The following is a 20,251-nucleotide window of genomic DNA, read 5'->3' as shown; positions in this document are numbered from 1 at the left end:
AGGGGAATACGGCCACCGCGATATCCTGAATAGCCACTCCATCCTCGGATGGGTGGCTATAATTTTGCGCGCTGACGGGATCGGATTCACAGGCTGCGAAGGGGCGAGACTTTGTTAGTCAGGGGCTTGGGTATTTACGAATTATGGGCCGAATTCCTCATTTTCGGCACTGAAGTCATTTTATACTGGAATAAACGGCCTATAATGTAAGGTGTTTCCTGCGCTTGAGAACCCGCGAGCGCAAAACCCCAGAACCCATGAATAACCCTTCGACCCGCACCCGCTTGGGTGCCTTGGCGGCGGCTAGCGTCGTCCTGACCTCCCCTGCTACTCTTCTCGCTGCCAACTACACTTGGCAAACGACCCTCCCGGGCACCACCAACAACTGGAGCACCGTCGGCACGGATACCAACTGGTACATCGACGCCAATACCGTCCTCTCGCCTTGGGCGGATGCCAATGCCGCGATCTTCGACGCGACCACCGGCGAAGCGGTTTCGCTGGTCGGCGTCGTGGCTCCGGCTTCGACCACGGTGAACAACAATGGCAACTGGTCGCTGACCGGGGCTGGAGTCCTCGGCGGCACCGGCGGCACGCTCACCAAGAACGGCACCGGCACGCTCACGTTTTCGAACACCTCGAACAATACCTTCAGCGGCGGCACCACGATCACTGCCGGCACCCTTGCGATTGGCACCGGCGGAACCGGCGCGAATACGAGTACGGTCAACGCCTTGGGCACCGGGACGGTGGCGGTGAATAGCGGCGGCACTCTGAAGCTCTGGATTCAGAACAGTACCGCCTTCACGATCACCAACCCGTTGTCGATCGATGGCGGCAACATCCTCAACGAAGACGGTAACCACACGCTCTCCGGCGCGATGACGGTCGGAGCCGGCGGCGCCACCCTGCGCGCCAAGTACGCCACCAAGAACCTGACCTTGACCGGGATCCTGTCGGGAACCGGCGCGGTGACGGTTGCCCGCGCGGCCGATGGGGGAGGGAATGCGGATTCCACCGTGATCCTCACGAATTCCAATACCTACGGCGGCGGCACCACGGTGAACTCGGGCCAACTCCAGCTCGGCAACGTCATCGCCACTGACAAGGGCGGCACCGGCGTCATCCGCGGCACCCTCACCGTCAATTCACCCGGCTCGGCCACCCTCGGCTTCACCAATGCCCTCGGCTACTTCGGCGGTCAGAAGGTGGATACCTTCAACATCGTCGGTGCCACCGTGAGCCACACCGCGAACGGCGACAACGGCTGGGGAATCACCTACAACTTCACCGGCGGAACACTCCAGGCTACCGGCACCGGCCGCTTCACCTTCGGCGGCGGAACTTCCGTCAATACCAATCCCGCGGCGGGCCCGGCGTCCATCAACGGCGGCATTTTGATGCGTGATGGCAACGCGGGCAACGTGGTCGCGATCAACACCGCGGACGGCAACGCCTTCAACGATCTGGCGATCAATGCGAACATGATTATCGGCTCCGGTGGCACGGGTGTCGGGATTACCAAGGCGGGCCTCGGGACCCTGTTGATCAATGGGCCTGCAAACGCCTATGACGGCACGACCACCGTCAATGCCGGGACCCTGGCCCTCGGCACGTTCGGCACCATGGCGACGACCCCGGTGGTCGTGAATGCCACCGGCACCCTCCGCGTCGATGCGGCTGGCAAGACCCTGCCCTCCCTGACCGCGACGAACGGCTCGACCCTGGTTCTGCCCGCAGTTGCCGGCGGAACCACCACCGTGGCCGGCGCGCTCAATCTCGCCGATGGCGGGACAATCTCCGTGGCACCGATCATCACAAGCGCGACCGTCAATGGCGTCTACGATCTGATCACCGCGGGCAGCATCACCGGCACCGGCAGCGTCGTGGCCGCGCCCAATAGCGCCTACGGGCCGACCCGCGTCACCGGCACCACCGCAGTCAATGGCAACAAGCTCCAGTTCACGGTCACCGGCACCGGCAGCAGCCTGACTTGGAACAACGCCTCCGCCGCCGGAGCCGCCGTCGGCACCTGGGATACGAATGCCACCGCCAACTTCAGCGATGGCGTCGGCAACGATGTCTTCAAGGCCTTCAACGCCGTCACCTTCAATGACACGGTGGCCGCAGGCGTCGCCAAGACTGTCAACGTCGCCGGCACCGTGGCACCCGCCGCGATCACGGTGAACAACAGCACCGGCAATGACTACACCCTCACCGCCACCGCTGCGGGCCTGGGCCAGCTTGCAGGCGGAGGGTCGTTGACCAAGACCGGAACCGGCACACTGACTTTGGGCGGCAATCTCGACTTCGCCAGCGCGGGCGGTGTCGTCTCCGTGGGCGGCGGCACCTTGAATCTGGGTGGCAAAACCTTGCCGGCGCAGACCGGCTTCGCCCTGACCGGCGGCTCCACCCTGACAAGCGGCACGATCCCCGTCACCGGTAGCTCCAACCTCCAGAGCGGGACCATTTCCGGTGTGATTACCGGCGCGGGCACCTTCACCAAGACCACCGTCGGCACTGTCACCCTGAGCGGTGCCACCAACATCACCGGCGCGGGCACGATCTCGGAAGGGACCCTCCAGGTCGGCATCGGCACTACCGCCGGCACCTTGGGCTCCGGCCCGGTGACGATCGCCAGTGGTGCCACCCTCGGCTTCAACCGCAGCGATACCGCCGTCCCGGCGATCGCCAACGCCCTCAGCGGCCCCGGCGCGCTGGTCTTCAATGGCACCAACAACGGCACCACCAACGGCCAGTCCAGCTACAGCCTCAGCGGCAATAACAGCGGCTTCAGCGGCACCATTTCCGCGACTAATGCCCGCCTCACCCTCGATAACACCAATGACACCGGGACCGCCTCGATGCTGACGACCGGCACCAACGGCCAGATCTTCGTCACCGCCGGGATCATTCCCAACCCGATGACCATCTCGGGCAACGGCTGGGGCGAAGCGGGCGGGCAGCTCGGCGCGATCCGCGCCCAAGGCGGCACGCTTTCCGGACCGATCACCCTCGCGGGGAACAGCCGGATCACCAGCCACAGCGGCAGCACCACCCTCTCCGGTAGCATCGGGGAGACCGGCGGCCCGCGGAACCTGGAGTTCGGCGGCACCAGCGTGGCCACCAACATCACGCTGACGGGCAACAGCACCTACACCGGCACCACCGCGATCGGCGGCACCACTGCCGGCCAGACGGCCACCATCACGCTCCGCGGCAGCCTCGGCAGTACGACCGTCACCGTGAACAACGGCTCGACCTTGGCGGGCAACGGGAGCATCGCCGGTTCGGTGAACTTCACCGGCGCGGCGACCAATCTCGGCGTGAACCTCGGCCTCCCCGGCGCGCTGACGGTGACCGGCGGTGTCACCCTCGGCGGTGTCACCACGGCGACCATCACGCCCGCCCCGGGCCTGACCCCGGGAGGCATCGTGACGCTCCTCAACTACGGCTCCATCACCGGCACCGCGGCGAACCTCGCCATCGCCACTCCGGCCAATTACCGCCAGGCAATCATCAATGTCGGCGTGACTTCGGCCACGGTCGACCTCGGCGCGAAGGCGCTGACCTGGACCGGCACCGGTGGCTTGGTATGGGCCGTCGGCGGCACCACCAACTGGACCGACACGACACCCGCCGCGAGTGCCTATTTCCAAGGCGATACCGTCACCTTCAACGACGCGGCAGGAGCCGCCAATGCGGCGGTGGCCGTCGCCACGGCGATCACTCCGGCCAGCGTCACCGTCGATAACACGTTGGCGGTGCCCTATACCTTCACGGGTGCGGGCAGTGTCGGTGGCGGCGCTTCGCTCGTGAAGAACGGGAACGGGCCGATGACGGTCACCATGGCAATGCCCTACACCGGCGGCACCACCGTCAACGGCGGCACGCTGACCTTCGATGCCAATGGCGGCTCGAACCGCCAGGTCAACGGCGGCCTGATCACCGTCAACACCGGCGGCACCCTCGAGGTGCGCGGCGTGAACGCCCTGCCGAACGGTGCGAACTCGGTCAACCCGACGGTGAACGGCGGCACGCTGCGCTTCGTGACCGGCACCAGCCCGTCGACCACCGCCGCGATCGGCAGCCACGCCCACGTCAATAATCTGACGCTGAACGGCGGCACCGTGGACTTCATCTATTCGGAAACCAACACCGGCACGGCCTACAACAGCGAGTCGGTCCAGTTGAACGGCACGCTGACCGTGGGCGGTGGCGCGCCGTCCACGATCCAATCGGAGGCCGCCACGACCAACCAAGGCCTGGCCCTGGCCGGCAACCGGCCCTTCGTGATCGCGGACGTCACGGCCAGCTCCGCTTCCGACCTGGTGATCACCGCGGAAGTCGAGAACAGCGATAGCAACACCGGTGCGCTCACCAAGACCGGTGCCGGCACGCTGGAGCTGACCGCAGCGAACAGCTACACGGCTGGAACCACGGTCAGCGCCGGCACGCTCCTGCTCACCAACGGAGCCGTGGGCAGCGCCACCGGCACCGGCGCGGTCAGCGTGGCCGCGGGAGCCACCGTGACCGGCAATGGCACCGCCAGCGGTGCCGTGACCGCGGCGGGAACCCTGGCACCGGCAAGCGCGACCTCGTTCCTGCGCACCGGAGCCCTGACCTTGACCGGCAACTACGCCGCGACGGTCGACGGCGCCAACGCCAGCGTCCTGGAAGCCACCGGTAACATCAACCTGGCCGGTGCCACCCTCAACCTGACCCAGGTCGGCGCGGGAGTCACCGAGGACAGTTACATCATCGGCAGTTGGACGGGAACCCGCACCGGCACCTTCGCCACCGTGACCGGGCTGCCAGCGGGCTACAGCGTGCAGTATGACGAGACCGGCAAGTTCATCCTGCTCGCCGTCGCCACCGGCTACACCGAATGGCTCGCCGGGTATCCCGGTCTGGTCGACACCACCGCGGACGGCGATTCGGACAAGGATGGAATCGCCAACGTGCTGGAATACATCCTGGGCGGGGATCCGACCCTGAACAGCAGCGCGCTCCTGCCGACCCAGCAGATCGTCGGCACGAACGTGGTCTTCACCTTCAAGCGCAGCGATGACTCGGAGGTCGATACCATCCAGACCGTGCAGTGGACCACCGACTTCGTCATCTGGAACGACATCGCGGTGAACCCCGCCCCGGCCGGCAATGTCAGCATCGCCGAAAACGGTGCCGCCGATGACGACGTGACGGTGACCATTCCGCGCAATGGCGAGGTGAAGATCTTCGCCCGCCTGAAGGCTACGAACTGACCGCCGCCACAGCTCCTTGGAAAGTCCCGGTTCCCTTCGCGGGGGCCGGGGCTTTTTTGTGAAGCTGCCGCACCTTCAGGGGAGTACCTTATGGGGGTACCCTTAAGGGGATAACCTTTGCGTGCCGTTCGGGGCTACGGGTGGCGTGCCGTTCGGGGCACCACCCCCGGTCCCGTTCCGGGGGATGGGGGGCGTCCCGTTCCGGGGGGCACCCCCCTCATCGGATCCGCTCCATCTTCCCGGGATTCCGCATGGCGAAGACCTTGCCGATGCCGCCGTCCCGGGGTTCGAAGAGCAGCAGGTCCGTGGCCCGTCCCGCGGTCAGGTAGAGCAAGCCGTCGAGCCCGTTGTAGCGCACCTCCCGGACCTCGTCCGGCGGGTTGCGGCGGATGAGGCTCTCGAACATCCGCGCGATCTTGTCGTTGCCGAGGATCGGGCGCAGGGCGGCGCGGACCACGCCGCCACCGTCCGAGACCAGCACCGCATCGTTCAAGAGCAGCCGCTTCAGCGCCGCCAGATCGCCGCCGCGGGCGGCTTGGAGGAAGGCGTTCGCGAGCCGCCGGCCTTCCCCGGGATCGACCGGGTGGCGCGGGGCCTCCGCGCGCAGGTGCCGCCGCGCGCGCGAGGCGAGCTGGCGGCAGGTCGCCGCGGGGCGAGAGAGGAAATCGCCGATTTCCTCGAAGGATTCGCCGAAGACGTCGTGCAGCAGGAAGGCGGCACGTTCCAGCGGTGTGAGCCGTTCCATCGCGTGCAGCATCGCATAGGAAACATCGTCGCCGTGGGATTCTCCCGGCTCATCGGCCACCGGTTCGGGAAGCCAGGGGCCGACGTAGGTCTCGCGCCGGACCCGGGCCGACTTCAGGTGGTCGAGGCAGAGCCGCGTGACCGTTTTCGCGAGGTACGACCGCGGGGCATCGATCTCCGCCGCCGGCACCGCCACCCAGCGCAGCCACGCCTCCTGCACGATGTCCTCGGCATCCGCGAGGATCCCGAGCATGCGGTAGGCGAGGGAGCGCAGGAAGGGGCGGTGTTCTTCGAATACGGCGGCGGATTCCATCAGGCGGCCACCACAGGGTGCATGGCGCGGAAGGAGATGGCGAGTCGGTTCCAAACATTGATCGTGCCGATCAGGAGGGTGAGCTGGACCTGCTCCTGCTCGGTGAAATGGCGGGCGAATGCCTCATACACGTCGTCCGGAACTCCGGTCTGCGAGATCAGGGTCACGGCCTCGGTCCAGGCCAGTGCGGCGCGCTCCTTCTCCGTGAAAGCGGGCGATTCGCGCCAGACGCAGAGCACGTTGAGGCGCTGCTCGGTTTCGCCACCCTTGCGCAGGTCGCGGGAGTGCATGTCCACGCAGTAGGCGCAGCCGTTGATCTGGGAGGCGCGCAGCTTGATCAGCTCGCGCAGGCGGGGCTCGATGCCGTTGGTGGTGACGTGCTTCTCCAACTGGAGCATGGCTTGGAGCGAAGCGGCGTCGGCTTTCTGATAATCGATTCGGGGTTGCATGTCGTTGATGCGCATCCTGCGCACCATCATCAACGAGATCGGGCGGGGAAACGTGACACGCGCCGCGGAATTTTTTCCCGAATCTCAATGGGCCATGGCCGGCACCTTCAGGTAGGGCGTCAGGAAGTCCTTCCAGATCGCGTAGCCGGCCTTGCTCATGTGGAGGCCGTCGGCGACGAAGAGTTCCGGGATCGGCTTGCCGTCCTTGTCGAGATAGCGGTCGCAGCTATCGGCGAGGTAGGTGATGCGCTTGTCGGCTTCCGCGGCCTTTTTGAAGCGGGCGTTGAGGTCGGCTTCGATGGCCTTGATGGAGACGCGCTGGATGCTGGGGCGGACGGCGAGGACGATCAGTTTCGCTTCGGGCACCCGCTTGAAGAGGCGGGTGCGGAACTCGGTGAAATCCTTCTCCACCTGCTCGGGGGTCTTCTTGTCCCAGAGGTCGTTCCCGCCGCAGTAGAAGACGACGAGCGCGGGCTCGTAGCGCAGCACGCAGCGCTCGAGATGCGTGTTCACGTCGGAGATCTGGCTGCCGCCGAAGCCGCGGTTCAGGGCCTGGATCCCCGGGAAGACCTCGGGGATGTTCAGCAGGCGGATGCTGGAGCTGCCGGTGAAGACGATGCCGCCTTTTTCGGGTGGCGACTTGGCGTCCGCGGCATCGAAGGCGGCGATTTCGTTGGCGAAGCGCTCCTGTTTGGTATCGGGGGCGGCGTGGAGCCAGGTGACGGAGGAGAGGAAGAGGGCGAGCAGAAGGCGTTTCATGCCGCGTTAATACTGGGGGAGGTGGGGGTATCGTTCAGGTGTCCGGTCGAACGCGTTAGCGCCTGGGAGCGCGGAGGCACTGCCCCGCAGAATGGGCCCTTGCCGTGCCGATTACGAAAGGGCCTGCAACCAGGCGACGGCGCTTTGGGTACCGGTTCCGTCGTGCCAGTGCATCTGAGGACCGTTCTGCGGGCCAGAGGCTCCGCGTTCCCAGGGGCGGAGCCGTCCGTGCCGCGAGCGATCACTCGTTTTCGACGATGCGCAGGCCGGTGGGAGCGGCGGGCGGGGTCGGGGTGCTGGCGCCTTGGATCTGGATCCCGGAGGTGGTGTGCGAGCCGATTTGGGAGAAGACCGCCAGATTTGCCAGGGAACCCACGGAGGCCTGTTCGGTGCGGAAGGCGTAGTTGTTGGCGATCGTCACGGCGCTGCCGCCCGGCGGGGTCACGGTGGCGGAGTAGGTGCGGGTCGCCACGTTCACCGCCATCTGCACGCGGTAGGTCACGCCCGCCTGGTAGTTGAGGACATTCGCTGCGGCGTAGGCATTGCCATTGCGGGAGTCGATGACGCCGTTGGAAGCGAAACGGACCACTGCGGCCACACCGCCGAAGGAAGACGCGGTGGAATTGGAGACGCCGGTCAGCGCATCGATGTTCGCCGCGGCGGGGCACATGTTGAAGGAGATCGTGAAGCTGCCGGTTTGCGCGGCGATCGGGCGGTTCTGCCAGATGCCGGCCTCGGTCTTGAGATACTCGGACGCAGGGGCGGGGGCGATGTCCTCGAAGTTGATCCAGCCGGTCAGGCCATTGTCGAAGTAGACCTGCCACCATTCGATGCCGCCGGCATTGGTCGGCCCGGCCATCACGGAGCCCAAGCTTCCCAGCGGCAGCGTGCCCACCAGAGTGCCTGTAGCGGAAGGCGTGGCGCGCAGGCTGGCGGCGATGTCCGTGGTCACACGGGTGCCGGCGGGATAGGTCGGCACGGGATCGGGGTCCGGATCGGGATCAGGATCCGGATTGCCGCTCGAAAGGCCGTGATAGACCTTCAGCACGTCGTCCCACAGCGAGCGGTTGTAAACGAAGCCGCGGCTCGCGCTGTAGGAAGGGTAGTCGACGGTCGCCTGGGCCTTGCCCTTGGCGTAGCCGATGTAGCCTTTCTCCGCCTTGTACCACATGTCGGTATTGCCGATATTCATGCGGGTCACCGCGGTATTGGCGATGGTCGAGCCCGCCGGCCAGAGACCGCTCACGATCAGCGAGAGCTGGTTGCTCATGTGCGGCCGGTAGCCGTCGAAGGCGTAGACGAAGGAACTGCGCTTGCCGTTGGCATCGCTCGAATCGAATTCCTTGAGCATGCCGGTCGCGCCTTTGTTCGGAAGGGTAGCCGCGCCGGTGACAATTTTGCCCGCACCATTGATGCCTGCGCCGTCGTTGAGGCCGGCATTCACCTTCTGGCTGTAGGTGTCCTTCATCAGCGCATCGTAGATCTTCATGTAGTCGGCCACCGTGGAGCCGTAGTACTTGTAGCTCTTCACGCCGGTTTCGATCTGGCTGCCGGTGGGCGCCTTCGAGGTCGGGTTGGCGGTCTTCCAGTTGAAGGTCTCGTAAATGTTCGGCAGGTTGTTGGCCTGCAGTTCCGCGAGGAAGGCAGAGTGGCTGTAGTTCGAGAGGACGGCCTGTGCTCCCGTCGGCCCGCCGAAGTAGGCCACGCCGGCGATCACGCCGCCGATCATGCCCTCGCGGTAGTTCGGGTTCCAATCGCGGTTCAGGTTGTCGTCACCATCGATGGAATACTCCGTGCCGTTGGCCTTCACGAAGGGGTTGTTGTCGCTGGTGGTGAAGGCATCGGCGATGAAGGTGGCCTTCTCGATCAGGTCGATCCGCGCCTTCTCTGTGGCGGTGAGCTGGCTCCAGATCCGCGGCGTGTTCTTCACGATCACGAACATCGCTGTCACGTGGCGCTCGTGCTGGGCCGGGTAGCCGCCATTGGCGGTCGGTTCGTTGCCGGGGGTTAGCGTGTGGCGGATCTGGGCGAGCAAGCGGGCATCCGCGGCGGTATTCCCGGCATGTGACGCCACCGCGAGCACGATTGAAGCCCCGCCGAACCAAGCGCCGTTGGTGTGGGCTCCGCCGGAGAAATCGCGGTCATAACTGATGAACTGGCAGGCGATTGCGGCATTCACCGCAGCTTGGGAGGGGCTCGGAAGGTCGGCGGCGGAAATCCCGCCGGGAGCAAGGAGGGCTAGACTGCCCAGCAATCCTGTCCATCGCGTCCTGAGATTGTTCGCGAAGTGAGAAAGATACATTTCACTTAAAGACAATGAAATGCCGATGTTTTCAAGGACAAGTTTCCGCCGTTAGGCGCGGCATTTACGCAAGATAGCGGTGTTTTGCGGACTGAAACAGACGCTTCGGGAAGCCGGTATCAGAAGGGATGTTCCGGATTTTTGTCTTCACCGCGCTGGTCCTCGCGGGACCCTGCCACGCCGCTATCATACACCTTCAACCCGCGGACAAGATCACGGATGCCCTGGCCAAGGCTCGCGAGATCCGCCGGGAAAGGCCGGACGAGGCGATCGATATCATCTTTGAAGAGGGTGTGTATCGCCTCACTGACGCGCTGCGCCTCGGCCCGGAGGATTCGGGGACGGAGAAGGGCCCGCTGCGGCTGAAGGCGAAGGATGGGGCGAAGGTGGTGATTTCCGGGGGGCGGCGGATCGCGGGGATCACGGTATTCCCCTTTGGCGGTTGGCAGGCCAAGGTGGAGGGGCCGCGCTTCGAGCAACTCTGGGTCGGCGGACGGCGGGCGGTGAGGGCGCGGGAGCCCAATACCGGTTTCTTCCGGATGAAGGGGGTGAAGGAGGAGAAGCTCGAAGGCAAGGCGCGGCAGACCGTTGAGATGCCCGAGGATGCGATCCGTTGGCTGCGTCGTCTGGACGCCATGGCGCTGGAGAAGGTTCAGATGCTGGCCTACCACAAGTGGGACAACACCCGCCGCTTCATCGAGAAGGTCGAGGGCTCGTCGTTTAGCACGGTGGGGGAGGAGATGAAGTCTTGGAACCGCTGGGATGCGAAGAGCGGCCTGGTCTTCGAGAACCTCCAGGCAGGGTTGGACCAGCCGGGCGAGTGGTTCCTCTCGCCCGAGGGCGTGCTGACCTATTTGGCGCGGCCGGGGGAGGATCCTGCGAGCAGCGAGATCATTGCGCCGGTGGCGGAGCGCTTGCTGGTGATCGATGGACGGCCCAACGCGAAGGTGAAGCACGTGGAGATCCGCGGGCTTGTGTTCGAGCATGCCGGCTGGACTTGTCCGCCCGCGGGCTTCGAGCCCAGCCAGGCAGCGGCGCCGGTGGAAGCGGTGATCCAGATTGATGAGGCGGAGCAGGTGACGATCGAGAATTGCGAGGTCAATGGGAGCGGCCTTTATGGCGTGTGGTTTCGCCGGGGCTGCGTGGATTGCCGGTTGATCCATTCCCGGCTGCGCGATCTGGGGGCCGGCGGTGTGCGGATCGGGACCATGGAGCCGGGCAAGGGCACGGGTAGGAACGTGATCGAAGACTGCATCATTCAGGACGGCGGCAAGGTCTTTCCCTGCGCAGTCGGGGTCTGGATCGGTAGCAGCGGCGACAACCGTGTGCGCCGCAACGACATCGGCTACTTCCCCTACACCGGGGTCTCGGTCGGCTGGCGATGGGGCTACGATGCGAGCGAGGCGAAGCGCAACGCGATCGAGGACAATCACATTCATCACATCGGCAATGGCCTGCTCAGTGACATGGGCGGGATCTACACACTCGGTCCCTCGGAAGGCACGGTCCTGCGCGGCAATCGCATCCATGACATCGTCTCCTACGACTACGGTGGCTGGGGTCTCTACAATGACGAGGGCAGCACCGGCATCCTGCTCGAGAACAACCTGGTCTACCGCACGACCACCGGCGGCTATCACCAGCACTACGGGAAGGAGAACGTGATCCGGAATAACATCTTCGCCTTCGCGCGGGACCAGCAGCTCCAATTCAGCCGGGCGGAGGATCACCTTTCCTTCCGGTTTACGGGGAACATCGTACTTTGGGACAAGGGCCCGCTGTGGAACGGCGGTGCGCAGGCGAAGGGGAAGATCGAGAGCGATGGCAACCTGTACTGGCGGACGGACGGCGGGGAGATCGACTGCTTCGGCAAGAAGTTCGCCGATTGGCAGGCGGCGGGCCACGACGGGAAATCGGTGGTGGCTGACCCGGGATTCGTCGATCCCGCGGCAGGGGATTTCCGGTTCAAGGATGCGGGGGCGACGGCGGCGAAGATCGGCTTCAAGCCCTTCGCGTTCCAAGCCGCGGGCGTCGGCGGAGATGCCCGCTGGAAGGGGATCGCGGACGAAATTCCTGCGGAATGGAAGGCTTTGACGCCTCCGTGACGTAGGTAAGCCGCTTCAACCGAAGTTTCACTCCAGATGAAAGGCAAGCTCATCGCAATCTTCGGCCTCGTCTGCTTCGCCGCGGGCCTTGGGACGGGATTGAATTGGCATGGCCAGGCGGAGGATGCGGAGGCTGGCGCCGACTTGCCGGCCAAGGCTCCGCCGGGCCCCGGCAAGTCGTCTCCCGATGGACGGGAGATCACGCCCGCGCAACGTGAACTGGCGATGAAGCAGGCCCGCAAGGCGGAGGAAGCCCGCGAGAAACAGCGGCTCTTGAACGACCAGCGTCAGGACGGCTACCAGCGGATCAAGCCGCTGATCGACGATGCCCTGCAACTGGACGACGAACTGCGGCGGGTGACGGCGATCGAGGGCATGCGCAAGGCGATCGGCAGCAAGGATCCGAAGGAGGTGCTGGCCGGTCTTCAGGGGTTGCAGGCGATCTATGAGATTCGTTTCGACAAGGGCTCGTTCCGGGAAGTGCTGCTGCCGCATCTCGACTCGGACGACGATGCGATCCGCGGGGCGGCGTGGTACGGTCTCTTCCAAGCCGGTTTTCAGGACGGCGATCTGGCGCTGATGCGCAAGGTGGCGCGGGAGAAGGGGATGGGCGAGTCGACTTCGCACCTTCTGTTCATGGCCGAGAAAGGGGACATGACCGGGGACTCCGGCGAGATCGTCCGCGCGCTGATCGACAAGAAGGAACCGGATCAAAGCCGCGAGGCGATGCGGGGGATCTGGGGCGCGAAGCTTTCCCCCGCGCTTGAGGCGGACATCATCGCGCTGAGCCGCGAGCCGGAATGCCTGCACGATGCGATCTACTTCGCGCTGAGCACGCAGGCGAACAAGAGCGAGGCGAGCGTCGATCGCTTGATCGAGGTGCTGGCTGACAAGGATGCGGCCAACAATGGCGGGCGGGCCGCGTGGGGCTTGCAGCAGGGAGTCTCGAAAGAGCTCGCTCCGAAGGTCGCCGATGCCGCGATCAAGATCGTCCGCACCCGTGCCTCCGGCTACATGCTGAACCAGTGCTGGGATCTGGTGAAGCGCTACGCCGGTCCGGCGAACATCGAAGGGCTTGAAGAGCTTGGAAACCTCGAGGGCTTGCCGGATGAGAAGCGCGGCGAGGTGGAGGCGATGATCCAGGGCTTCAATGTGGCGGTGAAGAAGTGAGGGGGAAGTTTGCCAGTGTTCAGTGTTCAGTTTTCAGGGAAGGCGGGGGGAGCCGCGACGGAGGATTGGGCGGAAAAAGGCGTGGTGCGCGGCCGGGATTGGGGTTAGGGTATAGGGTAGAACATTTTCCATCCCATGAATTCCAATCCCGAAACCGCTTCGCTTCTGGCCACCAAGATCGGGGAGGTCGAGGCGAGGCTTGAGCTGCTCGAAAAGGAGATCTCAGAGATCGGCCTTCCCGCGGGCTATGACCTTCAAAAACGCCTTGATGCCCTCAAAATCGAAGAGCGGGCTCTGAGACGGAACTTCGAAGAGTCCCAAGCGCGGGGCGAGCCTGATTCCGTGCGCTTGGCCCGGATCGAGACGCTGCTGCGACACATTGAAAACGAGGAAACCTCGGTGGAAAACGAGGCGCACTTCCTTCACCAGTCGAATCCTTCTTCCGTGATTCTCGCTGCCCAGGCGGCCGCCGGGATGATCGAACTCTGGCGGCGCGGGATCAAGAAGGTGCTCGGCGACCATCATCCCTTGGGCAGTTCCGTTTTCGTCAATCATACCCACGAGGAACTCGTGAGCGACTACGGCTACGATCCCGCCAAACCGTCGAGCAAACCCGAGACCTGAAGGTTCCTGCGATGCCTCAAGGCACCCGGAAGAACTTCTTGTCCGACAGGGGGTAATTCGGATCGGCCACGAGGCTGCCGCTCTTGAACCCGGCGACGTCGACCAAGCGGTTGTCGAAGGGGCTGAACACCACATCGGCCCGACCCGGCACCGTTCGCGCCACGGGGTAGGAAAGCCTGCCCGGCTTGGGCGCAGGAGCCGGCGGACTCGGTTCGACCGGTGGCGGCGTGGGCTGTGGAGAGGGTGGGGTCGGAGCGAAGCTGCGTGCCAGCGGCGAATCCGCCACCACCACCGGGCCGTCCTTCTTCCACCACAGAAGTTGGCAGCCTGACAGCAACCCTCCCACCCCACCGGCCACCAACAAAGCCCGGCACGTGTCCCAAATCGTTCGGCGCGCGTTCATGCTGGAAAAACAGCACATGAGGTCCGCGGGCGCAAGTTTAAATGCTGAAAATCCAGCATGAACTCGGGCTTGTCTTCCCGCCGCCCGTGGGCAGTTTGCGGCGTGGACCTTTCGCGCTACGAAAAAATGGATCCCCACCTTCTGTTAGGGCTCGTGAATACCGAACTGAGGAACCACTGCGACTCGCTCGAAGACCTGGTGAAAACCCACGATCTCGAGGAGCCGGTGCTGGTCCGCAAGCTGGGGGAGGCGGGGTATAGCTATCAGGCGGGGCAGAACCAGTTCCGCTAGATTCTTCCGCGGAGCCGCTCCATGGCGAGGCGGAAGCTGCTGTGGAGCCCGCCGATTATCTCTGCCTGGCAGTAGAAAGCTCCGGTCCGTGTGACCAGGATGCGGGATGGTCCTGCATGGGTTAGTCCTTTCAAAGTCGCTTTTCCTCGATGTCGTAGACATCGAACCAGTGGTAGACCACGCGTCCCTGCGGGATGCATTCATCCATGTAGCCTTCCAAGAAGACCTGGAGTTCCATGTCCAGTTCGCTGATCCGCTTGTCGCGCAGTTCGTTGTTCCACTTGATGACTTCCTCCTTCGAGGCGTTCTTCGCGTGCTCGCGGATCCAGTTCTCCATCTCCTCGTCGGAGCGCCCTTCGGCGACGGCGTTCTTGAAGTCCTCCGGCGAGATCCCGGCGAATTCGAGGAACATGCTGTCGAGCGGGCAGGCGTAGTGATACTCGCCCTGCGTGCCGCAGACTTCGGCCCGGCATTTGTCGAGCGCGCGGGCGGCGAGGACGTAGCCGGCGAGCTTGGTGCGGGGACTGCGGGGAAAGTCCTTGCTGAGATTTTTGGCGAGCTTGCGGAGTTTCGGGTCGATGGCTTTCGTGCTCATGATGGCAGCTCTCGCAACGGTCGTGCCATCGCGGCCCAAGGGTTTGCAATCTCAGGCGCGGCAATGGAAACCGGCTCCATCTGCCCTGAGACCCCAGCGGGCTTGCGGCGCGATCTGCAAGCCTTGGGATTGCATCACACGCCTCCCGTCATTGGGCAGCTTGCCGCCTGCCGACCTCCGGAAAGGGCATGGCAAGCACCGCGGTGCGGTGCTTGTTGGCCACCGCTCGCAGGGCCGGGAGCCCTGCGTCCACGGTCTCTTGGGGAATGATTGCAGCATATTGGAGCGATTTCACGCCCTGTCCGCCGCTGGCCGCAGCATATCGGAAGATGCTGAACTCAAGATCGCTGCCCTTCGGTAGCATGTAGTCGATGCCGTGGTTACCGGTAATCTCGCTGGAGTAGCTGATCGCGTTGAGGTCCTTGCCCTCGACCGCCGTCTTGCGGTTCCGCACTTGCTGATTTGGGGTGGTCGTTCCTTCGAGGTAACTCAACGCAAGCATGCGCTGCCATTTCTTGGGCCCCTCGCCTTCGGGGAAATACTCGACCAGCACGCCGTTCGTGTTTACCGCGGAATACCCGGGCGCGTAGGTCTGGCCGAGATAGGTGATGCTCCCGGGAGCTTGGATTCCCGGCAGAATCCCGGAGTAAGACTCCTTCCCGCCGCCGCCCGGTGCACAGTGGGAGAGCGCTCCTGCCCCTGCCAAGATTCCGATCCAGCGCATCTTTCGCAACATCACTTCCGGTTAAAACCCGCTGGGGCCGGCATCAGTCTCTATTCCTTCGTCACGGGCATGGCGGAACTTCCGTTTGCGCTCTCCGCATCCTGCCTATTGGTTTACGCTCCATGAACACGCTTTCCCGCCGCCGTGCCCTTCGCCTTGGAGCTTTCGCCTCCCTAGCCCCCTACCTGAAGCTCCGCGCCCAGGAGGGGGGTGAGAAGAAGCTCGGCATCGCCCTGCTCGGGCTTGGGGACTATGCTACCCACCAGCTCGGCCCCGCGCTGAAGAAGACCCGTAACGCCCGCCTCGCCGCCATCGTGACCGGCTCGCCGGACAAGGTGCCGAAGTGGCAGAAGGAATATGAAATTCCGGATAGCGGCGTATACGACTACGAGACCCTCGAAAAGATCGCCGACAACAAGGACGTCGATGTCATCTATGTGGTCACGCCCACCGCGCTGCATCCGGAGTTCACCATCCGTGCGCTGGAGGCGGGCAAGCACGTGATCTGCGAGAAGCCGATGGCTCCGACCGCGGAAGATTGCGCGCGCATGATCAAGGCGGCGGCGGACGCCAAGAAGATGCTGCAAATCGGCTACCGGCTGCACTGGGATCCCTTCCACCTGCGGCTGATGGAGGCGATCAAGACCAAGGAATTCGGCGCGTGGAAGGCCATCGATGTCTCGGACGCGGGCCGGATGAACGACTTCACCCGCCACAATGCCTGGCGGGTCGACAAGGAGCTCGGCATTGCCGGCGCGCTCTACGATCTCGGAGTGTATTGCGTGCAGGCCGCGCTTTATTCGGCGCAGGAGAATCCACTAAAGGTCACCGCCAAGCACTGGACCGAGCGCGAGAAGGAATTCAGCGAGGTTCCCGAGCACTGGGAATGGGAGCTCGAATTCTCCGGCGGGCGGAAAGCCAAGGGCTTCGCCAGCTATGGGAAGAACGGCAATCACGTGAAGGTGGAGACCGAAAAGGGCGAGATCCGCATCGATCCTGCCTACGGCTACAGCGGCCAGAAAGGTTACACTCCCGCCGGGCCGATGGATCTGAAGCCGGTCTTCCAGCAGCAGCTCCAGATCGAGGGGCAGATCGAGGCGATCTTGGGTGGCAAGCCGAGCCGCGTGCCCGGCGAGATGGGCCGCCGGGATATCCAGATCGTCCGCGGTATCATGGAAGCGGCGGAAAGCGGAAAGGCCTACGAATTCGCGAAGTTCGATTATTGAGCCGCCCCTTGTATCCACGAAAAAGCGCCGTTCCCTTCCGGGAGCGGCGCTTGGAAAGATGCTTTGCAGCTTAGTTGGAGGCCACGGCCTTCACGCCCTTGAGGGCATCCTTGACGGCGTCCTCGAACTTGTCGTCCGCGGGGTGGCCGTGCCAGATCAGCTTGCCGTCGGTGCCGAACACGCAGGCGTGCGGGATGCCGTTGCTGGTCACGCCGCTCGAACCGCCGGCGAATATTGGGTAGGCCAAGCGGGAAGGCTTGATCGCCTTCAAGATGTCCTCCTTGGAGCTGCCTTGGCGCTCGAGACCGACGACCACGAGGCCCTTTTTCTCAAAGCGCTTGGCGAGTTTGGCCATGTCGGGGAGGCTGGCGATGCAGGGCGCGCAGTTCACACCCCACTCTTCGACCACCAGGACCTTGCCGGCGATCGCAGCCTTGTCGAAGGCCACGCCATTGACGACTTCAGCCGGGAAAACAACCTTATCGACAGTGACGTCCGGCACGGTGGCCTCTTCCTTGTCCTTGTCTTTCTTGTCCGCAAAGGCGGGAGCGGCGAACGCCAGAAGCGCTGCGAGAATCGAGGGAAGCGTTTTCATGAGGTAATTCACAGGAATTGACCCGTGGATAACGGATCTGCTAACCGTGTTTCTTTAATTTTTTTGCTGGATTGGCGAGAAAATCCGGGAAATCGCGGGATATATCGCGGGGAATGAGCTGTCGGAAACGGGTTCCGGCTTGATCCGGGGCCGCCAAAACGCCGAATGTTCCATATTGCCAAGCCGTTCCACGTTCTCCATCGTCCCGGCCCGTCCGAAAAAAGCCCCGTCATGCGTCTTACCTGCACCTGCACCCTCGCACTGACCTGTCTCCTCGCCGCCTGCGCTCTTCCGCCGGAGCCCAAGGCCATCTTGGTGGAGGATGACTCGGTGAAGCCCAAGCGGGAGAAATCCGAGACTGCTTCGGCTTCGGCCCCAGCCCCGGTCCAGCCGGTCTTCCTCCCGGGCGGCAAGCGCGAATCGGTGATGAAGATCAATCCGGACATTTACAGCAGGCTGCCCGACCGGAAGGACATGCAGGCGACCGCCCCCCCGCAGACGACGGCGGATCGCGGCGCGAACCTGATGGTTCCCGCTCCGAAGCCGGTCAACGAATGATCGCCCGCAGGCCGGTGCCGGCAAAGGGATAGGTCCGCGGCCGGCAGTAGCCGCCGCCCGTCCCGAAGTAATAGCTTGCCGGGTAGGACCATGCCCAGCCGCCCTCGCCATAGCTGCGCGAGCGGCTCGTGCGGTGGCGGAATTCCCCGCGCAGCGCCCGGTCCCGCCGCTCTTCCCGCGCCACCCATTTCGGCACGAAGGGCTCCGGTGCCTTCTTCTCCGCCGCCGGGCCGTCCACCACGGCGATCTTGCCCTTGGCATCGTACCAAACGGTGCCTTCGATCTCCGTGGCTTGGAGAGCGGTGGTGAGCAGCAAGAGAAGTCCTGCTTTCATGGCATGAATCTGCCGCCGGGATTGCCGCTTGGCAAGCACCGCGCCGCGCCCTAAGCCCGGCGTTTCCCGATGCAGCTGCGCCCGCCAAAAAAATTCCACCCCCATCCTTTCGACTACCATCAGGAGATCGAGCTGCGGATCGATGCCCTCAGCAATCTGGGCATTGGCATTGGCCGGGTGGACGGCTGGGTGGTCTTCGTTCCTTTCTGCCTGCCGGGCGAACTGGTGAAGGCCCGGGTCTTCCGGAATGACAAGAATTTCTCGCAGGCCGATCTGCTGGAAGTTCTCGAGCCCTCGCCCGATCGCACGGCACCCGGCTGCCCGCTCTTCGGCACCTGCGGCGGCTGCCAGTACCAGCACCTGACCTACGAATCGCAGCTCGCTTGGAAGACCCGCCAGGTCGGCGAACTGCTCAAGCACATGGCGGCGATCGAGTTCCCGGTGGAGCCGTGCATCCCCTCGCCGATGGTGTGGAACTACCGCTCGAAGATCACGCCGCACTTCGACCGGCCGCGCGACGGGGTGATCGAGGGCATCGGCTTCCTGCCGATCGGGCGGCGCAGCGGGATTATCGATGTGCCGCAGTGCCCGATCGCGATGGCGGAGATCAATGCGGCGCTGCCCGCGGAGCGCGAATCGGTCCGCCGGCGTGCGGGGACTTACAAGAAGGGTGCGACGCTGCTGCTCCGCGCGACGGAGGGCCGGGTCGAGACGAACTTTAAAGCCGTGGTCACCGAGCACGTCGGCGAGCTGTCCTTCGACTTCCTGGCCGGGGATTTCTTCCAGAACAATCCCTTCATTCTCCCGGCCTTCACCGGCCACGCCGCCGCCGAGGCCCGCGCCGGCGGGGCCCGCTTCCTGGTCGATGCCTACTGCGGCTCCGGCCTGTTTGCCCTGACGCTTGCCAAGCACTTCGAGCAAGTCGCCGGCGTGGAGGTGAACGAATCCGCCGCGGATTGGGCGCGCCGGAATGCGGAGTCCAACGGCATTACGAATGCGACCTTCATGGCGGCTTCCGCCGAGGCGATCTTTGCGGACATCCAGTTCCCCGCCGCCGAGACCGCCGTGCTCATTGACCCGCCGCGCAAGGGCTGCTCGCCGGAGTTCCTGGAGCAGCTCATCGCCTTCGCCCCGGCCCGCGTCGTCTACGTCTCCTGCGACCCCGCCACCCAGATCCGCGATCTGGCGATCCTCAAGGTTGGCGGCTTCAAGCTGGAGAAGGTCCAGCCTTTCGACCTCTTCCCGCATACCCGGCATCTGGAGTGCGTGATGACTTTGACCCGCGAGTGATCGCCCCTTGCGTAGTTTGCCGGTGCTGCCGGCGGCGATCGCCACTTGACCGGCGCCCGCTCCGGGGCTTTGGTTCCGCCGCCCGGACGAGACGCGCCGTACCCGGTTAAGGAAAAGACGACGCACCTGAACCCCAATCAAGGTGCATCATGAATTCCTGGATCCTCCTCATTCTCGCCGGTCTGCTCGAAGTGTGCTGGGCACTCGGTCTGAAATCCACGCACGGCTTCACCCGCCTATGGCCGTCGCTCTTCGTGGGCGTGGCCTTGGTCGGAAGCATGTGGCTGCTCGCCTTGGCCGTCCGCACTCTGCCGATCGGAACTGCTTACGCGGTTTGGGTCGGGATCGGTGTCGCGGGGGCGGCGCTGGTTTCCGTGACCGCACTCGGCGAGGCGATCACCCCGGCGCGGGCGCTCTTTCTCGGCCTGCTGCTGGTCGCGATCATCGGCCTGAAAATGACGTCGCCAGACCACTGACGATCCAGCCCGGGGCTCGGTCAGCCTAC

Annotated in this window: 18 protein-coding genes and 1 riboswitch; of the genes, 9 read left to right on the top strand and 9 right to left on the bottom strand. The window is 64.4% G+C overall.

Annotation, left to right across the window (positions count from 1 at the left end):
* Positions 1-257 precede the first annotated feature (257 nt).
* On the top strand, positions 258-5,264 hold the full coding sequence (locus ABWK72_RS14035; protein ID WP_367870198.1) for a beta strand repeat-containing protein: 5,007 nt from the start codon (positions 258-260) through the stop codon (positions 5,262-5,264).
* 217 nt (positions 5,265-5,481) lie between these two features.
* Here ABWK72_RS14035 and sigJ read toward each other — a convergent pair whose 3' ends face one another.
* The 4 genes from sigJ to ABWK72_RS14015 all read right to left on the bottom strand — a co-directional run bounded on the left by sigJ (position 5,482) and on the right by ABWK72_RS14015 (position 9,831).
* Positions 5,482-6,321, bottom strand: a complete 840-nt coding sequence (gene sigJ, locus ABWK72_RS14030) for an RNA polymerase sigma factor SigJ (RefSeq protein ID WP_367870197.1) — start codon at positions 6,319-6,321, stop codon at positions 5,482-5,484.
* The gene (locus ABWK72_RS14025; protein WP_367870196.1) at positions 6,321-6,770 is read right to left on the bottom strand and encodes a carboxymuconolactone decarboxylase family protein; all 450 of its coding nucleotides are present in this window, start codon (positions 6,768-6,770) and stop codon (positions 6,321-6,323) included. The genes sigJ and ABWK72_RS14025 overlap by 1 nt, the downstream gene beginning before the upstream one ends.
* A gap of 84 nt (positions 6,771-6,854) precedes the next feature.
* Positions 6,855-7,529 carry a GDSL-type esterase/lipase family protein gene (locus tag ABWK72_RS14020; protein WP_367870195.1) on the bottom strand — a complete coding sequence of 225 codons (675 nt, stop codon included), beginning with the start codon at positions 7,527-7,529 and terminating at the stop codon, positions 6,855-6,857.
* Positions 7,530-7,770: 241 nt separating this feature from the next.
* On the bottom strand, positions 7,771-9,831 hold the full coding sequence (locus ABWK72_RS14015; protein WP_367870194.1) for a hypothetical protein: 2,061 nt from the start codon (positions 9,829-9,831) through the stop codon (positions 7,771-7,773).
* A gap of 128 nt (positions 9,832-9,959) precedes the next feature.
* Here ABWK72_RS14015 and ABWK72_RS14010 point away from each other — a divergent pair, with 128 nt between their 5' ends.
* The 3 genes from ABWK72_RS14010 (at position 9,960) to ABWK72_RS14000 (ending at position 13,730) form a co-directional block, all read left to right on the top strand.
* Positions 9,960-11,936, top strand: coding sequence for a right-handed parallel beta-helix repeat-containing protein (locus ABWK72_RS14010; RefSeq protein ID WP_367870193.1), 1,977 nt, complete (start codon positions 9,960-9,962; stop codon positions 11,934-11,936).
* Between the two features lie 36 nt (positions 11,937-11,972).
* Positions 11,973-13,106, top strand: a complete 1,134-nt coding sequence (locus tag ABWK72_RS14005) for a hypothetical protein (RefSeq protein WP_367870192.1) — start codon at positions 11,973-11,975, stop codon at positions 13,104-13,106.
* A gap of 135 nt (positions 13,107-13,241) precedes the next feature.
* A complete protein-coding gene (locus tag ABWK72_RS14000) occupies positions 13,242-13,730 on the top strand; it encodes a hypothetical protein (protein ID WP_367870191.1) in 489 nt (162 codons plus the stop codon).
* 16 nt (positions 13,731-13,746) lie between these two features.
* Here the strand turns inward: ABWK72_RS14000 and ABWK72_RS13995 are convergent, their stop codons facing one another.
* Complete coding sequence (locus ABWK72_RS13995) at positions 13,747-14,133, bottom strand: hypothetical protein (RefSeq protein ID WP_367870190.1); 387 nt, start codon at positions 14,131-14,133, stop codon at positions 13,747-13,749.
* 126 nt (positions 14,134-14,259) lie between these two features.
* Here ABWK72_RS13995 and ABWK72_RS13990 point away from each other — a divergent pair, with 126 nt between their 5' ends.
* Positions 14,260-14,424 (top strand): DUF4250 domain-containing protein, encoded by a 165-nt coding sequence (locus ABWK72_RS13990; protein WP_367870189.1) that lies wholly within the window; start codon positions 14,260-14,262, stop codon positions 14,422-14,424.
* Positions 14,425-14,554: 130 nt separating this feature from the next.
* Here the strand turns inward: ABWK72_RS13990 and ABWK72_RS13985 are convergent, their stop codons facing one another.
* Entirely contained in the window at positions 14,555-15,019 is a 465-nt protein-coding gene (locus tag ABWK72_RS13985; protein ID WP_367870188.1) for a DUF5069 domain-containing protein, read from the bottom strand.
* A gap of 148 nt (positions 15,020-15,167) precedes the next feature.
* Entirely contained in the window at positions 15,168-15,743 is a 576-nt protein-coding gene (locus ABWK72_RS13980) for a hypothetical protein (protein ID WP_367870187.1), read from the bottom strand.
* Between the two features lie 122 nt (positions 15,744-15,865).
* Here ABWK72_RS13980 and ABWK72_RS13975 point away from each other — a divergent pair, with 122 nt between their 5' ends.
* Positions 15,866-16,969: a Gfo/Idh/MocA family protein gene (locus ABWK72_RS13975; RefSeq protein ID WP_367870186.1), complete on the top strand. Its 1,104-nt coding sequence runs from the start codon at positions 15,866-15,868 to the stop codon at positions 16,967-16,969.
* A 70-nt stretch (positions 16,970-17,039) separates the two neighbouring features.
* Here ABWK72_RS13975 and ABWK72_RS13970 read toward each other — a convergent pair whose 3' ends face one another.
* Positions 17,040-17,564 carry a TlpA family protein disulfide reductase gene (locus ABWK72_RS13970; RefSeq protein ID WP_367870185.1) on the bottom strand — a complete coding sequence of 175 codons (525 nt, stop codon included), beginning with the start codon at positions 17,562-17,564 and terminating at the stop codon, positions 17,040-17,042.
* A 231-nt stretch (positions 17,565-17,795) separates the two neighbouring features.
* On the opposite strand from ABWK72_RS13970, the gene ABWK72_RS13965 reads away from it, so the two are divergent.
* Positions 17,796-18,122 carry a hypothetical protein gene (locus ABWK72_RS13965; RefSeq protein ID WP_367870184.1) on the top strand — a complete coding sequence of 109 codons (327 nt, stop codon included), beginning with the start codon at positions 17,796-17,798 and terminating at the stop codon, positions 18,120-18,122.
* Here the strand turns inward: ABWK72_RS13965 and ABWK72_RS13960 are convergent.
* Positions 18,112-18,456 (bottom strand): hypothetical protein, encoded by a 345-nt coding sequence (locus tag ABWK72_RS13960; RefSeq protein WP_367870183.1) that lies wholly within the window; start codon positions 18,454-18,456, stop codon positions 18,112-18,114. The genes ABWK72_RS13965 and ABWK72_RS13960 overlap by 11 nt on opposite strands.
* A 69-nt stretch (positions 18,457-18,525) precedes the next feature.
* Here ABWK72_RS13960 and ABWK72_RS13955 point away from each other — a divergent pair, with 69 nt between their 5' ends.
* Both ABWK72_RS13955 and ABWK72_RS13950 read left to right on the top strand, forming a co-directional pair.
* The gene (locus ABWK72_RS13955) at positions 18,526-19,746 is read left to right on the top strand and encodes a class I SAM-dependent RNA methyltransferase (protein WP_367870182.1); all 1,221 of its coding nucleotides are present in this window, start codon (positions 18,526-18,528) and stop codon (positions 19,744-19,746) included.
* Between the two features lie 66 nt (positions 19,747-19,812).
* A riboswitch (guanidine-III (ykkC-III) riboswitch) is annotated at positions 19,813-19,873 on the top strand.
* A 22-nt stretch (positions 19,874-19,895) separates the two neighbouring features.
* Positions 19,896-20,222, top strand: coding sequence for a multidrug efflux SMR transporter (locus ABWK72_RS13950; RefSeq protein ID WP_367870181.1), 327 nt, complete (start codon positions 19,896-19,898; stop codon positions 20,220-20,222).
* Positions 20,223-20,251: the final 29 nt, after the last annotated feature.

Origin of the sequence: Luteolibacter sp. Populi, from assembly GCF_040801775.1 — a bacterium.
In the GTDB taxonomy this organism is placed as follows: domain Bacteria; phylum Verrucomicrobiota; class Verrucomicrobiia; order Verrucomicrobiales; family Akkermansiaceae; genus Haloferula.
This window is presented reverse-complemented; position numbering and strand designations above follow the sequence as displayed.

Excerpts from the sequence above, each read along its gene's own strand:
- ABWK72_RS14035 (WP_367870198.1), top strand. The coding sequence starts at position 258 with ATGAATAACCCTTCGACCCGCACCCGCTTGGGTGCCTTGGCGGCGGCT.
- sigJ (WP_367870197.1), bottom strand. The coding sequence starts at position 6,321 with ATGGAATCCGCCGCCGTATTCGAAGAACACCGCCCCTTCCTGCGCTCC.
- ABWK72_RS14025 (WP_367870196.1), bottom strand. The coding sequence starts at position 6,770 with ATGCAACCCCGAATCGATTATCAGAAAGCCGACGCCGCTTCGCTCCAA.
- ABWK72_RS14020 (WP_367870195.1), bottom strand. The coding sequence starts at position 7,529 with ATGAAACGCCTTCTGCTCGCCCTCTTCCTCTCCTCCGTCACCTGGCTC.
- ABWK72_RS14015 (WP_367870194.1), bottom strand. The coding sequence starts at position 9,831 with ATGTATCTTTCTCACTTCGCGAACAATCTCAGGACGCGATGGACAGGA.
- ABWK72_RS14010 (WP_367870193.1), top strand. The coding sequence starts at position 9,960 with ATGTTCCGGATTTTTGTCTTCACCGCGCTGGTCCTCGCGGGACCCTGC.
- ABWK72_RS14005 (WP_367870192.1), top strand. The coding sequence starts at position 11,973 with ATGAAAGGCAAGCTCATCGCAATCTTCGGCCTCGTCTGCTTCGCCGCG.
- ABWK72_RS14000 (WP_367870191.1), top strand. The coding sequence starts at position 13,242 with ATGAATTCCAATCCCGAAACCGCTTCGCTTCTGGCCACCAAGATCGGG.
- ABWK72_RS13995 (WP_367870190.1), bottom strand. The coding sequence starts at position 14,133 with ATGAACGCGCGCCGAACGATTTGGGACACGTGCCGGGCTTTGTTGGTG.
- ABWK72_RS13990 (WP_367870189.1), top strand. The coding sequence starts at position 14,260 with ATGGATCCCCACCTTCTGTTAGGGCTCGTGAATACCGAACTGAGGAAC.
- ABWK72_RS13985 (WP_367870188.1), bottom strand. The coding sequence starts at position 15,019 with ATGAGCACGAAAGCCATCGACCCGAAACTCCGCAAGCTCGCCAAAAAT.
- ABWK72_RS13980 (WP_367870187.1), bottom strand. The coding sequence starts at position 15,743 with ATGCGCTGGATCGGAATCTTGGCAGGGGCAGGAGCGCTCTCCCACTGT.
- ABWK72_RS13975 (WP_367870186.1), top strand. The coding sequence starts at position 15,866 with ATGAACACGCTTTCCCGCCGCCGTGCCCTTCGCCTTGGAGCTTTCGCC.
- ABWK72_RS13970 (WP_367870185.1), bottom strand. The coding sequence starts at position 17,564 with ATGAAAACGCTTCCCTCGATTCTCGCAGCGCTTCTGGCGTTCGCCGCT.
- ABWK72_RS13965 (WP_367870184.1), top strand. The coding sequence starts at position 17,796 with ATGCGTCTTACCTGCACCTGCACCCTCGCACTGACCTGTCTCCTCGCC.
- ABWK72_RS13960 (WP_367870183.1), bottom strand. The coding sequence starts at position 18,456 with ATGAAAGCAGGACTTCTCTTGCTGCTCACCACCGCTCTCCAAGCCACG.
- ABWK72_RS13955 (WP_367870182.1), top strand. The coding sequence starts at position 18,526 with ATGCAGCTGCGCCCGCCAAAAAAATTCCACCCCCATCCTTTCGACTAC.
- ABWK72_RS13950 (WP_367870181.1), top strand. The coding sequence starts at position 19,896 with ATGAATTCCTGGATCCTCCTCATTCTCGCCGGTCTGCTCGAAGTGTGC.